Annotated in this window: 14 protein-coding genes; all 14 read right to left on the bottom strand. The window is 38.5% G+C overall.

Translation table 11 applies throughout. From position 1 onward, the window contains the following. Nucleotides 1–422: lipoate--protein ligase family protein (locus FJN11_RS04665; RefSeq protein ID WP_140224190.1), on the bottom strand; the 422-nt coding region annotated here is incomplete at its 3' end. A gap of 59 nt (nt 423–481) precedes the next feature. Continuing rightward, entirely contained in the window at nt 482–2185 is a 1704-nt protein-coding gene (lpdA, locus tag FJN11_RS04660; protein ID WP_140224189.1) for a dihydrolipoyl dehydrogenase, read from the bottom strand. 45 nt (nt 2186–2230) lie between these two features. Beyond that, nucleotides 2231–3274 carry a dihydrolipoamide acetyltransferase gene (locus tag FJN11_RS04655; protein ID WP_140224188.1) on the bottom strand — a complete coding sequence of 348 codons (1044 nt, stop codon included), beginning with the start codon at nt 3272–3274 and terminating at the stop codon, nt 2231–2233. Nucleotides 3275–3921: 647 nt separating this feature from the next. Next, nucleotides 3922–4914 carry an alpha-ketoacid dehydrogenase subunit beta gene (locus tag FJN11_RS04650; protein WP_000448714.1) on the bottom strand — a complete coding sequence of 331 codons (993 nt, stop codon included), beginning with the start codon at nt 4912–4914 and terminating at the stop codon, nt 3922–3924. Between the two features lie 15 nt (nt 4915–4929). Continuing rightward, on the bottom strand, nt 4930–5898 hold the full coding sequence (locus tag FJN11_RS04645) for a thiamine pyrophosphate-dependent dehydrogenase E1 component subunit alpha (RefSeq protein ID WP_140224187.1): 969 nt from the start codon (nt 5896–5898) through the stop codon (nt 4930–4932). A gap of 153 nt (nt 5899–6051) precedes the next feature. Continuing rightward, the gene (gene pdrM, locus FJN11_RS04640) at nt 6052–7413 is read right to left on the bottom strand and encodes a sodium-coupled multidrug efflux MATE transporter PdrM (RefSeq protein WP_140224186.1); all 1362 of its coding nucleotides are present in this window, start codon (nt 7411–7413) and stop codon (nt 6052–6054) included. Nucleotides 7414–7454: 41 nt separating this feature from the next. Beyond that, nucleotides 7455–8723: a dihydroorotase gene (locus FJN11_RS04635; protein ID WP_140224185.1), complete on the bottom strand. Its 1269-nt coding sequence runs from the start codon at nt 8721–8723 to the stop codon at nt 7455–7457. Between the two features lie 12 nt (nt 8724–8735). Beyond that, on the bottom strand, nt 8736–9200 hold the full coding sequence (locus tag FJN11_RS04630) for an NUDIX hydrolase (protein ID WP_001135768.1): 465 nt from the start codon (nt 9198–9200) through the stop codon (nt 8736–8738). A gap of 9 nt (nt 9201–9209) precedes the next feature. Continuing rightward, nucleotides 9210–9863 carry a uracil-DNA glycosylase gene (locus tag FJN11_RS04625; protein ID WP_042751210.1) on the bottom strand — a complete coding sequence of 218 codons (654 nt, stop codon included), beginning with the start codon at nt 9861–9863 and terminating at the stop codon, nt 9210–9212. Between the two features lie 275 nt (nt 9864–10138). Continuing rightward, nucleotides 10139–11230 (bottom strand): hypothetical protein, encoded by a 1092-nt coding sequence (locus FJN11_RS04620; RefSeq protein WP_235228651.1) that lies wholly within the window; start codon nt 11228–11230, stop codon nt 10139–10141. A 2-nt stretch (nt 11231–11232) separates the two neighbouring features. After that, complete coding sequence (locus tag FJN11_RS04615; RefSeq protein ID WP_042751211.1) at nt 11233–11877, bottom strand: YiiX/YebB-like N1pC/P60 family cysteine hydrolase; 645 nt, start codon at nt 11875–11877, stop codon at nt 11233–11235. A 218-nt stretch (nt 11878–12095) separates the two neighbouring features. Beyond that, nucleotides 12096–12788: a pyrimidine 5'-nucleotidase PynA gene (pynA, locus tag FJN11_RS04610; protein ID WP_140224184.1), complete on the bottom strand. Its 693-nt coding sequence runs from the start codon at nt 12786–12788 to the stop codon at nt 12096–12098. Between the two features lie 119 nt (nt 12789–12907). Beyond that, nucleotides 12908–13120 (bottom strand): hypothetical protein, encoded by a 213-nt coding sequence (locus FJN11_RS04605; protein ID WP_049510720.1) that lies wholly within the window; start codon nt 13118–13120, stop codon nt 12908–12910. A gap of 350 nt (nt 13121–13470) precedes the next feature. After that, nucleotides 13471–15153, bottom strand: a complete 1683-nt coding sequence (locus FJN11_RS04600) for an ABC transporter ATP-binding protein (RefSeq protein ID WP_140224183.1) — start codon at nt 15151–15153, stop codon at nt 13471–13473. Between the last annotated feature and the right edge of the window lie 2 nt (nt 15154–15155).

Genomic DNA, 15155 nt, shown 5'->3' with positions numbered 1-15155 from the left:
CCATTGATATAGGCTTGTGCATTGCCACAGAATTTCTTACCATCAATCTCAAGGTCATTACGACCTGTGAACTCAGCTTTAACCCCAAGTTGAGCCAGGGTATTGATAACTGGAGTTGAGAAGCTCTTAAAGTCAAAAGCCTTGTTTTCATCTTCTTTTGAAATAATCGTGTAGTTGAGGTTATTTAAATCGTGGTAAACAGCTCCACCACCGCTGATACGGCGGACCACCTCAATACCATTTTCTCGAACATAATCACGGTTGATTTCTTCGATAGTATTCTGATGACGCCCGACAATGATAGATGGCTTGTTAATCCAAAGTAGGAAGATTTGATCCTCATCCAAAAGGTGTTTAAAGGCATATTCTTCCAAGGCAATATTAAAGGCAGTGTCGTTTGAATGATTGATAATGTATTTCATGATATCCCTTTATACGATAGAGACTGGAAAATACCTTTCCAGTCTATTCTATCTTTCTTTTATTTTTTCTTAGGTGAATGGATAGCCATTCCTAAAACATCCGCAAATGCTTCGTACATCACTTCAGAGTAGGTTGGATGTCCATGGATAGTCTTCAGCATTTCTTCAACAGTGATTTCCATTTCAATAATGCTTGACGCTTCGTTGATTAATTCTGCAGCTGCAGGACCGATGATATGAACACCAAGGATTTCTCCGTATTTCTTATCAGCGATGACTTTTACGAAACCTTGAGCAGCATCCGATGCAATGGCACGACCGTTAGCAGCAAAGTTGAACTTACCGATGGCAACATCGTATTTCTCACGGGCTTGTTCTTCTGTCAAACCTACTGCTGCTACTTCAGGAAGAGTGTAGATAGCTGCAGGAGTCAAGTTCAACTTGGCTACAGCATGATTTCCTTTAAGAGCATTTTCAGCGGCAACTTCACCCATGCGGAAAGCTGCGTGAGCCAACATCTTCGTACCGTTGATGTCACCTGGTGCGTATATACCTGGAACAGAAGTTTCCATATATTCGTTGACCTTGATGCGACCACGATCCAATTCAAACTCAACATCGCCAATACCTTCAAGATCCGGCACACGACCGATTGAAAGAAGAGCTTTATTTGCGATGATATCGTCTTTTCCTTCAACTTTGATACGAAGTTGACCATTTTCCTCGATGATTTCTTGCAGTTTAGTACCAGTCAAGATGGTCATTCCTTTACGCTCAAGAATCAAGCGAAGATTCTTAGAAACTTCTGCATCCATAGCTGGCACGATACGGTCCATCATTTCGATAACAGTCACTTTTGAACCAAATGTCATGAAGGCCTGACCAAGTTCGATACCAACAACTCCACCACCGATGATAACAAGGCTTTCTGGCACTTCATTCATTTCAAGGATGTCGTCGCTGGTCATGACAAGTGGAGATTCCATACCAGGGACGTTGATTTTGCTGACTTTTGAACCACCAGCAAGGATGATTTTCTTGGTTTCAAGCAATTCAGAACCATTTACCAAGACATTCTTGTCTTTAGTAATAGTACCGATACCCTTATGAACAGTAACTCCGTAGCTACGAAGAAGTCCTGCAACACCACCAACCAAGGTATTAACAACCTTAGACTTGGTTTCAAGGAGTTTGTCCATATCTACAGTGAAGTTTGGATTTTCGATTACGATACCACGGTTTGCGGCATGACCGATATTCTCGATGATTTCAGCGTTATGAAGGTAGGTCTTGGTTGGAATACAACCACGGTTCAAGCAGGTTCCACCGAGTTCTGATTTCTCAACAAGGGCAACCTTACCACCGAGTTGAGCTGCTTTAATGGCTGCCACATATCCAGCAGGACCTCCACCAATCACAACGATATCAAAGGCATCATCGCTCTTACCATCGTCGTTTGAGGCACTAGCTGCAGGTGTTGGGCTAGCTTCTGGCGCTACGGCTCCAGCTGTTGGGATATTTTCCCCTTCTTCGCCAAGGTAACCGATAACTTCCGTTACAGGGACAGTTTCACCATCTCCTTTGAGGATAGCAATCAAGTAACCGTCTTCTTCGGCTTCCAATTCCATGCTGACTTTGTCAGTCATGATTTCTAAAAGGATCTCTCCTTCTTTTACAAATTCTCCGACTTTTTTATTCCATTGGACGATTTGTCCTTCTATCATATCCACGCCGGCTTTTGGCATAATTACTTCTAAGGCCATGTCTTCCTTCCTTTATCTATATCTTAAAAATGAATACTCTTGCTCTTAAATCAACATTGAGATTGGGTTTTCAATCAACTCTTTCAAGTCCTTCATAAACTTAGCACCAGCCATACCATCTACGACACGGTGGTCAATGGTTAATCCTAGGCTCATGATAGGGCGAATCACAATTTCACCATTGACGACAACTGGCTTCTCAATTGTCGAACTGACACCAAGGATAGCTGAGTTTGGTTGGTTAATGATAGGACCAAAGGACTGAACGCCAAACATTCCCAAGTTACTGATTGTGAATGTTGAATTTTGAAGTTCACTTGGAGCCAATTTGCCATCCAAGGTACGACCAATAACATCCTTGAAGGCTACAACCAGTTCTGAAAGACTCATCTTCTCAGCATTGTAAACAACAGGTGTCATCAATCCATTATCCATCCCAACTGCCATGGCAAGGTTGACATAGTTATGAGTGATAATGGTCTTGCCATCTTCTGTCAATGAAGCGTTGATGTATGGGTGTTTCATAAGAGTCTTAACAACTGCAAGTGAAAGAAGGTCTGTTACAGTAGTCTTCTTCCCAGTTGCTTCCATGATTGGCTCAAGAACCTTCTTACGAAGAGCCAACATTTCAGTCATCTCAACTTCATAGTTGAGGGTGAAGGTTGGCGCAGTTAAGTAAGATTCAACCATGCGTTGGGCAATAACCTTACGCATTGGTGTCATCGGGATACGTTCTATTTCACCGTATGGTGTTACGTTATCAGGAACTTCTTCCACTTTTTCAATCTGAGCAGGGGACTTGATGGTATCGTTTTCGATATTTTCAGGAAGCAAGGCCAAAACATCCTTCTTCATGATTTTACCACGATGACCAGTTCCTTGGATTTCCTGCCAAGCAATATTATGTTCGAGGGCAATTCGTTTTGCAAGTGGCGAAATGCGAACCACGTTTGTGTCTTTATAAGTTTCCACGTCTTCTTTGTGGACACGACCGTTTGCACCTGAGCCAGAAACGTCGTAAAGGTTGATCCCTAGATCATCCGCTAACTTTCTAGCTGCAGGAGTCGCTCTTAGCTTGTCATCAGCCATGACCTCTCCAATTCTATTATAAGATACTAAGGGCGTCAAAAGTCAAAGTGAAAATAGGAAACTTGACGAAGAAACTTTAGTTTCTAGGAAAGTTTATCTTTTTCACACAGACTTTAGCCCGAGTTCAATTATATGATACTAAGGGCGTTAAAAGCGACTGAAAAATAGGAAATCTACGCGGGCTTCGATGAAGCCAAGGAGATTTATCTTTTTTCCGAGCTTTTAGCCCGTGTTCAACTCTACAAGTAACTTGGACACGGAACGTGTCTCAAGTTACTACGGTTGCCGCTATCAGGCGGTCAACCTTGTAGACTTACTAAGTCGTTCGTCGAATATTATCGATTCGACTCCCTCCTGTCGCAACTTTGCAAGTAACTTGGATACGTAATGCATCTCAAGTTGCTACGGTTGCCACTATTACGCGGTCAACCTTGTAGACTTACTAATTCATTCGTCGAATATTATCGATTCGACTCTCTCATGTCACAACTTTACAAATAAGTTGGATACGAAATGTATCTCAAGTTATTACGGTCGACGCTATCAGGTGGCCAACCTTGTAGACTTACTATATCTTTCGTCGGTTATTTTCGAACCAACACTTCTTGTGACAAGATACGTTTTTACATAATTTATCTTATGTAATTCTATTCTTTGTTATAGGTTTTACGGATGGCATCTTTGATGCTTTCAACTGTTGGAATCATTGCATTTTCTAGGTTTTGTGCGTAAGGCATTGGCACATCTTCTCCTGCGCAACGGCGGATTGGTGCATCTAGATAGTCAAATGCCTCTGATTCTGAAATAATTGCTGAAATCTCTCCGATATAGCCACTTGTTTTGTGGGCATCGTTGACCAGAACAACCTTACCAGTCTTCTTAACTGAGTTAATAATGATATCCTTATCAAGCGGTACAAGGGTACGTGGGTCCACAATTTCAACTGAAATTCCTTCTTCTGCTAATTCTTCAGCAGCTTGAACTACACGGCGAAGCATTTTTCCGTAAGTAACAACTGTTACATCCGTTCCTTCGCGTTTGATTTCGCCGACTCCAAGTGGAATTGTGTAGTCTGGATCAACTGGTACTTCGCCTTTTTGGTTAAATTCTGACTTGTACTCAAGAATGATAACAGGGTTATTATCACGGATAGAAGACTTAAGCAATCCTTTCATGTCCGCAGGTGTACCTGGTGCCACAACCTTAAGACCAGGAATATGAGTAAACCAAGACTCTAGTGATTGCGAGTGCTGGGCGGCAGAACCAACTCCGTTACCAGCTGCACAACGGACTGTCATTGGAACCTGTCCCTTACCACCAAACATATAGCGTGTTTTAGCAGCTTGGTTGACGATATTGTCCATGGCAATGACCGAGAAGTCCATAAAGGTCATATCGACGATTGGACGTAGTCCTGTCATGGCTGCTCCTGCCGCTGCTCCAGAGATGGCAGCTTCAGAAATCGGACAGTCACGAACACGTTCTGGACCAAATTCTTCAAGCATTCCAACAGAAGTACCGAAGTCTCCTCCGAAGACACCAACGTCTTCTCCCATCAAGAACACATTTTCATCGCGACGCATTTCCTCAGACATAGCAAGGATAATGGTGTCACGGAAGGACATTGTTTTTGTTTCCATTTTATCTCTTTCTCCTTAGTCTGCGTAAATATCTTCAAATGCTGATTCAAGCGGTGGGAATGGACTTTCCTCTGCAAATTTAACAGAATCTTCTACTGCTTCCTTTACTTGCGCTTGGATTTCTTCCAATTCTTCGGCACTTGCAATAGTGTTTTCAATGAGGTACTTGCGAAGGTTTTCGATCGGGTCTTTTTGTTTCCACAATTCCACTTCTTCACGCGTACGATATTTACCAGGGTCAGATGATGAGTGACCGAGCCAACGATAAGTTACACTTTCAATCAAGACTGGACCATTGCCACTGCGAACATGATCAACAGCTTTCTTAAATCCTTCATAGACGTCAATGACATTGTTACCGTCTTCGATGAACATTCCAGGAATTCCGTAAGCAGCACTACGTTGATGGATATGTTCTACATTAGTCATTTTCTTGATATCCGCAGAGATTCCATAACCGTTATTAATGCAATAGAAAATGACTGGCAGGTTCCAGATAGAAGCCATGTTCACTGCTTCGTGGAAAACACCTTCATTGGTCGCACCATCTCCAAAGAAGCAGACAACGATTTTACCGGTATTTTGCATTTGCTGACTGAGGGCTGCACCAACAGCGATTCCCATACCACCACCTACGATACCATTTGCACCAAGGTTACCAGCATCAAGGTCAGCAATATGCATAGAACCACCTTTACCTTTACAGGTTCCAGTGTATTTACCAAGGATTTCAGCCATCATTCCGTTGAGGTCAATCCCTTTGGCAATAGCTTGTCCATGACCACGGTGGTTTGATGTGATCAGATCATCTGGATTGAGAGCTAACATAGCACCCACGTTAGCTGCCTCTTCTCCAACAGAAAAGTGCGTCATTCCTGGCACTTTTCCTTTCTTTACTAATTGCGCAATTTTTAAGTCCATACGACGGATTTCTTCCATCTTACGGAACATTTCTAGCAAAAGATTTTTATCTAAAGTCGACATCTTCTTGCCTTTCTAACTTTCTTCTTACCTTACTATTTTACCGTTTTTAGAAAGCACTGTCAAAGTTTTTCTAAAAGAAATTTCACAAAATAAAAAAGAAAACCCCATAGGAATAAGGGATTTCCTTATCAAGAATATTTTTTCACAAACTTTTTAGCGTTTAGATTTTACTAAAGATTCAAATCTCTTCATAATCACAGTTAAACGCCACCGATAGAGCGCCCCACTCACGATTAGACTAATAATCAAACCGATCCAGTAAGAATAAGCTCCAAAATCTGTTAGGGAATCAAAGACCATAGCTACTGGGATTGCTACACCCCAATAACCAACCAAACCAAGGTAAAAAGGAATCACTGTATCCTTATAACCCCGTAAAATTCCCTGAAGCGGTGCTGCAAAGGTATCTGCTAACTGAAAGAAAAGACTGTAAGTCAAAAAACGAGCTGTCAAATCGATGAATTCTGGGTCGTTACCATAAAGACTAGCCACATTTCCTCTAAAAATATAAAGGAAGGATAAGGTGAAGGCTGCAAAAATGAGAGCTGTCCATCTTCCTAGACCAATATAGGTTTTCGCATCATCAAATCGCTTGGCTCCCACTTCATAGGAAACAACAATAGCCATAGCCGATGAGATACTCATAGGAAAGGCGTACATGAGAGTTGAAAAGTTCATAGCTGACTGGTGACTAGCAATAATCAAGGACGAGAACTTAGCCATAATCAAGCCAACCACGGAAAAGATAGCTACTTCCGCAAAGACAGTTCCCCCAATAGGCAGACCTAAACGAACTCCTTCCTTGATTTTATCCATATTAAGCGGAATTCGTTTCTCAAGATGTAGGGCTTTGAGCTTCTCCTGTTTAAATAGAACCAGTACAGAAATTCCCAGTAAGACCCAGTAGGCCAAGGAAGTACCTAAACCAGAACCAGCACCTCCCAGTTCTGGAACACCAAAGGCTCCGAAAATCAAGAGATAATTAAATCCACTATTGAGAGGAAGTAATAAAAGCATGAGATACATGGACAGTTTGGTCAATCCCAGCGAATCCAGCAAGGAGCGAATGACACTAAAGAGCAAAAGGGGGATAATCCCGATAGATAAAAACCAGAGATAACGAACTGCTACTGCCGCTACTGGTGCTTCTAGCCCAATATGATTCAAGATTGGTGGTGCCAGGAAAAGTACCATCCCCAGCAAGACCATAGATAGCGCCAAGGCCAGATAGATGAACTGGTAAAAATCAGACGCAACCTCTTCCTTTTTTCCTCGTCCAAGATGGTGACCAATGATAGGTACCAAGACTGACACAATCCCTGTTAGGAATGTAAAGAAAGGATTCCAGATACTGGTGGCCATAGATACACCAGCCAAGTCCATGGTATTGTATTGGCCAGTCATAGTCGTATCAACAAAGGAGGCAGAATAATTTGCAAATTGATAAATCAGGATAGGGAAAAATATCTTTAAAAATAAGATAAACTTGTCTTTAAAATGACGGGTTTGGTACATATAGACTCTCTATTCTTTTTGTTTACAGAGCAGACTCCCACCTAGTTTTGATAGACAATTTGTCCCTTACAGATGGTATATTTAACCTGCCCTTTTAAGGTTTCACCGATGAATGGTGAATTGGCTGCTTTGGAAGCAAAATGGGAGTCCACAAGGCGGTCAGCCTTAGCGTCAAAAATAGTGATATCAGCTGGACCATTCTCAGCCAAGTAACCTGCTTCAAAGTTGTAAAGCTTGGATGGGTTGTATGTCATTTTTTCAAGTAATTCCATCAAGCTTAACTCACCAGCTTCCACCAAATAAGTCAATCCGAGAGATAGGGATGTTTCTAAGCCAGTCATACCAGATGGCGCTTTGGTAATATCTTCGACATTTTTCTCATCTGCATGATGAGGCGCGTGGTCAGTCGCGATAACTGTGATGACACCTGACTTGAGACCTTCAATCACGGCACGACGGTCTGATTCCAAACGAAGCGGTGGATTCATCTTAGCATTGCTACCTTGTGTCAAAAGAAGTGCTTCTGTCTTAGAGAAATGCTGTGGCGCTACTTCTGCTGTGACTTGCGCACCTAGCCCCTGAGCAAACTCCACTACTTTAACACTTTCTTCCTTAGACAAATGCTGAATATGAACATGGGCCTTGGTTGCATAGGCAATCATGACATCACGCGCCATCATAGCATACTCAGCCACCCCAGTAGCACCGCAGATATGGAAATGTTCTTTAGCAATATTTTCGTTAAATCCAAGAATTCCATTCAAACCTGGATCTTCCTCATGAAGACTAATGAAGGTATTAAGCTTTTTAGCTTCCTCCATGGCTTCCTTGACAACTTTACTACTTTCAAGTGGGATACCGTCGTCTGAGAAACCAACCGCACCAGCTTCTAAAAGTGCCTGAAAGTCTGTCAAATCTTGGCCATTAAAGTTTTTAGTAATGGTCGCAACCGTCTTAACATTAATCTTTTCTTTGGTAGCTGACTGGAGAACTTCTTGCAAAGTCTCCACGTCTGAAATGGTTGGGCTAGTATTAGCCATCATGACAACAGTTGTAAAACCACCTGCAGCGGCTGCTAGGGCACCGGTATGAATATCTTCTTTATGTGTTTGACCAGGTTCACGGAAATGAACATGGATATCAACCAAACCAGGCGCAACTACAAGACCAGTAGCATCAAGCACCTCTGCCCCTTCTTCTTTAATCTCAGGCGCAATTTTGACAATTTTCCCATCTTGAACCAAGACATCACACACTTGATCCAAACCAGACTTGGGATCCATTACACGACCATTTTTGATTAGTAGCATCTGCTTTCTCCTTTATTCATAGAAATCAACTTGGGTATCCAACAATTTGTCCCCATCATAAACAAACTTGGCTGAAAAGAAGGGTTTGTCCTCTAAAAGCCACTCAACAAAGGTATGGTCACCCTCCCAAGTTGGCTTACTCAAAACCTCGTCATAGGGAACCCATTCTAGCGTTCCCTCATTGCAGTCAATCAAGTCCCCTTCAAACTCTGTCACCTTAAAAACATAGGTGTACCAGTCTAAATCTGGTGTAAATTCAGGAAAAGTGATAACACCTTTTAGAACTGGCTTGGCTTTCAGTCCTGTCTCTTCGAGGATTTCACGCGCTGCACATTCCTGTGGAGTCTCACCACGCTCCAGCTTACCACCCACACCAATCCATTTCCCTTCATGGACATCATTTGGCTTTTTATTGCGATGAAGCATGAGCAGTTCTTTCCCGTTATCAATGTAGCAAATTGTCGCTAACTGAGGCATATTTTCTCCTTATCTAAGCCAATCGATTGGCTCTTGTCCTGTTTCTTTTAAGAATGCATTGGCCTTGGAAAAAGGCTTGGAACCCCAAAATCCTCTATAAACCGACAAAGGACTGGGATGGGCTGATTCGATAACCAGGTGATGAGGATTGGTAACCAAGGTCTTCTTCTTGCGTGCATAAGCTCCCCAGAGTACAAAAACAACTGGTCTATCTAAATGATTAACCACCTGAATCACAGCATCCGTAAAAGGCTCCCATATCTGCCCAGCATGACCATTGGCCTGCCCAGCAGGAACCGTCAAGCAAGCATTGAGAAGCAAGACTCCTTGCTCAGCCCAAGACGTTAAATCATGAGATTTCTTAACTCCGATGTCATCTGCTAATTCTTTCAAGATATTTTGCAAGGATGGCGGAGCTGGGATAGAGTCAGGAACAGAAAAACTCAAGCCCTGCGCTTGACCTGGCCCGTGATAGGGATCTTGCCCTAGAATCACCACCTTAACGTCTTCAAGCGGTGTTGTCAAGAGAGACTGAAAAACCTTTTCCTTGGGTGGATAAATAGTCCCCTGAGCATAGACCTGCTCCATAAACTGATTGATTTTCCCAAAATAACCCTCAGGTAATTGCGCCTTAATCAAAGCATGCCAAGACGAGTGTTCCATAGCCAACTCCTTCGTTTTTACTGCCTCTATTATAGCAAAAAGTGGCTTTCTAAACCACTTTTTACAGTATCTACAAACATTCGAGAAATTTTGTAAAAAATTTATAATAGAAGGCGTTTATTCATTACCTTATTGACGCTTGACTTAAACTCATCACTTGTTTTTTGTTTATAATAATCAACTCTTATAGAAGCCACGCTACAGCAAATCGACGAATCAGAAAGATAGCCAATAAATTTTAAAATACTATCATTATGCTTTTCAACATCAATAAACTATCTAACAATTAAATAATGTGCATCTTTTATCTTATAATTTTCTAGATTAATTACCGTTTGATTTTTATTAGCAATATTATATTTAACAAGAGAATCATTGAATAAAAAATAATAGAAGTTATCTTTAAATGTAAAATAAGGTGAAGTGTAATTTTCTGTACTAAAACCTTCCAGATGAATAATATCTTTTTCTAAATTATCTAAATTGACAGTAGTAAAGGAGAATTCGCCATTATTCAAACCATCATTCTCTATAATCAATTGATTATTTTTTAAATCATAGTGAATATTAGTTGGATACTTATCAGGAATATCGATATAATTCTTGTTTTGACTTTTTAAATCAAAAACCAATAATTTATTTCCTGACTGATATTCCCCATTAGAATTACGCCCACTAAGTGCTTCCACAATATACAAGACATCATCTACATTAACCATTCTCATATATGCAGATGGTTCGTCTAGATTATATTTTTCGACGATGTTGAATTCTTTATCCATTTTCCAAATTTCTGTATTAGGAACATGAGTTGATAAATCCAGTGTGCTTACAAGTAAGTATAAATAATTATCTACAATAACAAACTGTTGACTGGCATTTAGTTGATCATCATTTTTCACGGTAACATTAGTGACAACATCTAAATTATTATCATATTTATAAAATTCAATTCTATCTGTAAAGACAGCAGTTGCATATAAATAATCTCCATCAGTTATGGATGCATATGCATCATTCCCTTCTGCTACTTTAAATTTTTCACTTAAATTTTCCTTATTAATTCTAGATACATATCTTTTCAGATTTGGTGTATCTTTTGTTTTTGCAGTTGAATAAGATCCTGCTTCCGAAAAACTTTCTGCCCAATAGATGTATTTTTCTTTTCTAGCTATATTTCCATTGAACTCATTTAAATCATAATCATTAAATACAGCTATTTTATCGCTAGTCCAGATAGCCATTTTAAAATTATCTACTGAATTTTCCTTATTTAACTGACAGGCACTTAAACAAATAAGGTAGAAACAAGCACTTATTGCAATCAACAAAAGGCCCAAAGCTATCATTCTTTTTTTCAATTTCATACTCATTTATTCCTATATATCAATACTGTTTCACTCGATTTAAGTAGCTCAAACGGATGGATAGCATAACCCCAATCCCAAGTACCAATATCTACTCCTGTTACATCTTTATATCCTGCCCAAACTAACTGAGAACAATAAAATTTATTTCTAGTATTAATATTGAAAAATTCATGGTTGTAAGGTTTTCCGATTTGTCTAGCAGCCCAATATGCAACATTTTGATCATCTTGAATACTTGTTTTTTTAACACCTATTTGATAAACAGTACTACCGCTAAAACGATTTGTCCAATTCCCATATACAACTTGAACCCCTGTGCCTGGATTAGATTCAATCGTTGCATAATAGTAAGGGTCAGCTGCTACAATTCCAGCATGCCCATTATTAAAAAGAGGAGTTATCGCATATGAATCACTTATGCAAATAACACCATCTCTCCAGGTCCATCCTCCATGTGCAGCTCTATCCATTGTTTTCCAGTCACCTATGGGAGTTTCAGAATTTATATCTTCTAAAACAGATTTTTCCCAAACTCTCATTTCATTTTTATCTATAGATTCCTCCATAGCATATACATATTCGTTAAAACCACATAATGACAAAAAAATGACACCAATACTTAATTTTTTAGTTAATTTACTCATATTCTTTCTCCTAAATAAACCACAACTATTGGAATTAATATTCATAAATAACTCAACTGCACATGACAATCTCCTTCTTTCTGTTTATATTTTTATCTATATACAATTATAACTGAATAAATAAAATCTGTCAAATATATATAAAGCGCTTTCAAAAAAAGCCTTGTAATCTAAATTTCCATAATTTCAATACCACTCTACACTTTATTTTGACATGTTTAAAGTAGTTCCAAGCAATCCAACAAGTCTTGGTAAGAATGGACTTTGTAAGTCGGCTGGACTTGTGTGTGATTTTCGAGGTGATGAGGGTTGTACCAGATAGTGTCAATCCCAGCATTATTGCCACCTTGGATGTCTGCGGTTAGAGAATCTCCAATCATCAGCGTCTTTTCTTTACTAAATCCAGCAATCTGTTGACCGATTTTTTCATAAAAGAGAGCATCAGGCTTTTGTGTTTGCAACTGTTCAGAGATATAGACTTGATTGAAATATGGTGCCAGACCCGATTGAGCCAAACGTCCTGTCTGAATGGCAGTAATCCCATTTGTCGCAGCATATAAGTCATAATCACGCTCGATGAGGCTATCTAAAAGTTCATGAGCACCTGAAAAAGCTTGCCCCTGTTGGGATAGGTAAAACTGGTAACGTTGGGCTAGAAAACTACCGTCTTTTTCCTGTCCAAAATGAGCAAATAAACGAGAAAAGCGCGTGTTAACCAGCTCTGGTTTACTGATTTTCTTTTGCTCTAAGTCCTTCCAGAGAGCCTTGTTCATAGGGACATAATAGTCTTTATAAGCCTGAATATCTGCAACCCCTTCTTCTTTTAGAAGTTGCGTCAAAGCCACATCCTCAGCAGCATCAAAATCAAGAAGAGTGTGGTCGAGATCGAAAAGTAGAAATTTGTAGGACAATTTGAGAGTTTTCCTTTCTAAAATAAACAACTTTCACTTCATTCGGTTGTTTAATGTAAAAACTTAAAAGTGGTAAAGTATAACAAAAATAATAGTTCCAATTGATTAACTAACACATACTATTCTAGTGAATTATAAAAAAATCTTCTATAAATTCGAGCAATAGTTAAAATAGCTACAAATATAACTCCCAAAATAGATAATACTATTTTCACAAAACTCATTTCAGAGCCTATTACATAGATATGAAAAAGAGGGGCTAGTCCTACACATAGAGACAATAGATAACTACTAAATCTTATCTCACCAATTCCTGCAAAAAAATGTTTCATTTTAAATATTCTCCTTTGAAGCCCCTAATGATTAAAAATAATGACTGCTTAAAATTAAACAGCTCTAAAATCTAAATATTTGTCAGAGATAAGTTATACTAAGATTATTTTTTAAGCACAACCTTCTTGCTCTTATGGTTTAATTATATTATAACACTATAAAATTTTCAATTTAATTGATATTTACCATTTAATCATATTCGATGAGTTGTATTTTACAGATTAATATTATTTAGCATTCTTTTTTAGTCACTTTTTAATTCTCAAATTCCCTTTGTTTATACAACCATAATATTATTGAAAAACAACTTAAGATTAAAGATTTTCATCCTCTTTTTATTCTGGTAGCACTACACACTCAACTCAAACAACTTATAAAACTCACCTCTCCTATCCATCAAGTCACAAAAAGAACCATCTTCAACAATGACGCCTGCTTTCATAAAGAGAATTCTATCGTATCTTTTCAAAATGTTTTCATTCAACTTGTGGGTTACTACAAGTGCAGTCAAATTTTGAATATCCAAGATTGAACTTTCAATTTCAGTAGTTACTTGATTATCCAAAGACGAAGTAGCCTCATCCAATAATAAGATTGGTGTTTTTCGAATCAAGGCACGCGCAATACTAACTCTTTGTTTTTGTCCGCCAGATAAATTTGATCCATTCTCTCCACATAAAGCTTGTAAACCAGATTCATTATCTAAAACATAACTTTCTAAACCTGACTGCTGGACAGCTTGCCTAATTTCCTCATCAGTGAAGAATTGATTAAGAGTAATATTTGCTCTTAAAGTATCATCAAAGATATAAACATCTTGCTGAACAATAGTCATTAAGTTATAAAGGCTCTCTGCTGAAATAGCTTGCAAATCTTGATTATCAATTGAGATATACCCACTTGTTACATCATAGAAACGCAGTAATAGATTGAGTAAAGTTGATTTTCCACTACCTGACATACCTACTATTGCAATTTTTTCCCCCTTTTTGATCTGCAAAGATAAATTATTAAAAATCTTTTTCTCAGCATTAGGGTAGGAAAAATCTACATTTGAAAAAGAAATGACATCATCAAAATATTCTTTCGTTTTACCAGTTTGAAGTTCGATTACCTCTTTTACCTCAAATGAATTCAGTGTAGCCTGACCTTCACGGAATTTACTCATTCCCATACCAATTTCATTTAGTGGCATTACTACAAAATTGACTAGTTGAACAATAGCTGTAACACTCCCAATTGTGGTATGCCCACCGAAGACCAGATACATTCCTCCACCAAAGGCTACTAAAAAAACAATCATCCCTGAAAGTTGAGAAATAACATTAGATAAAACATCAAATTTCCCTTTGATGAAATATATCTCATCCAATTTTTCACTTTCGTTTTTGTAATCTTTACCGATAGCCTCTTTCACATTAAAACTCTTTATAACTAGAAATCCTGCTAAAATATCTTTAACCTTAGCTAAATATTTCTGATCGGCTATCATAGAGCTATTTTGTAGAGAGGCTGATTTTTGTCCAATAAATCCTGAAATCATCATAGGAATAATGCTAGCAATGATAACTAATAAGGTCAAAAACCAATTACCTATAAACATGGCTACTAGTGAGAAAATCATTAAGGAAATATTTTTTGAAATATTAAAATATTGGTGCAAATAATCCTGCTCAATTTTCTTCATGTTCTCAGTTAATATTGAAATAAATTTCCCTGATTTTTCCTTAGAAAATTCTCTATAATCCCTATCTAAAATAGATTTAAACACCTTATTTTTGTATCTTGACATAATCTGCCTAACAAGTTTATTTCTTAATCGAAGGGATATAAAATTAAGACTGGCATAGATAAATATTACGATAGCACCTATTAGTATCGCTTGGGTTAGAGCTTCCCTATTTTGGGACATTCCACTATCAATTATAATTTTAATAGAATAAGCAAAAGCAATATTAGTTAAAGGAACTAGTATATTAAAAATCATGAAAGTATAAAAAGACTTCTTATGGTACTTTGTCAATTGTTTCATTC

This window comes from Streptococcus symci (assembly GCF_006385165.1).
GTDB classification, from domain to species: domain Bacteria; phylum Bacillota; class Bacilli; order Lactobacillales; family Streptococcaceae; genus Streptococcus; species Streptococcus symci.
The sequence above is the reverse complement of the archived record's forward strand: the minus strand, read 5'-3'. Positions and strand labels throughout refer to the sequence as shown.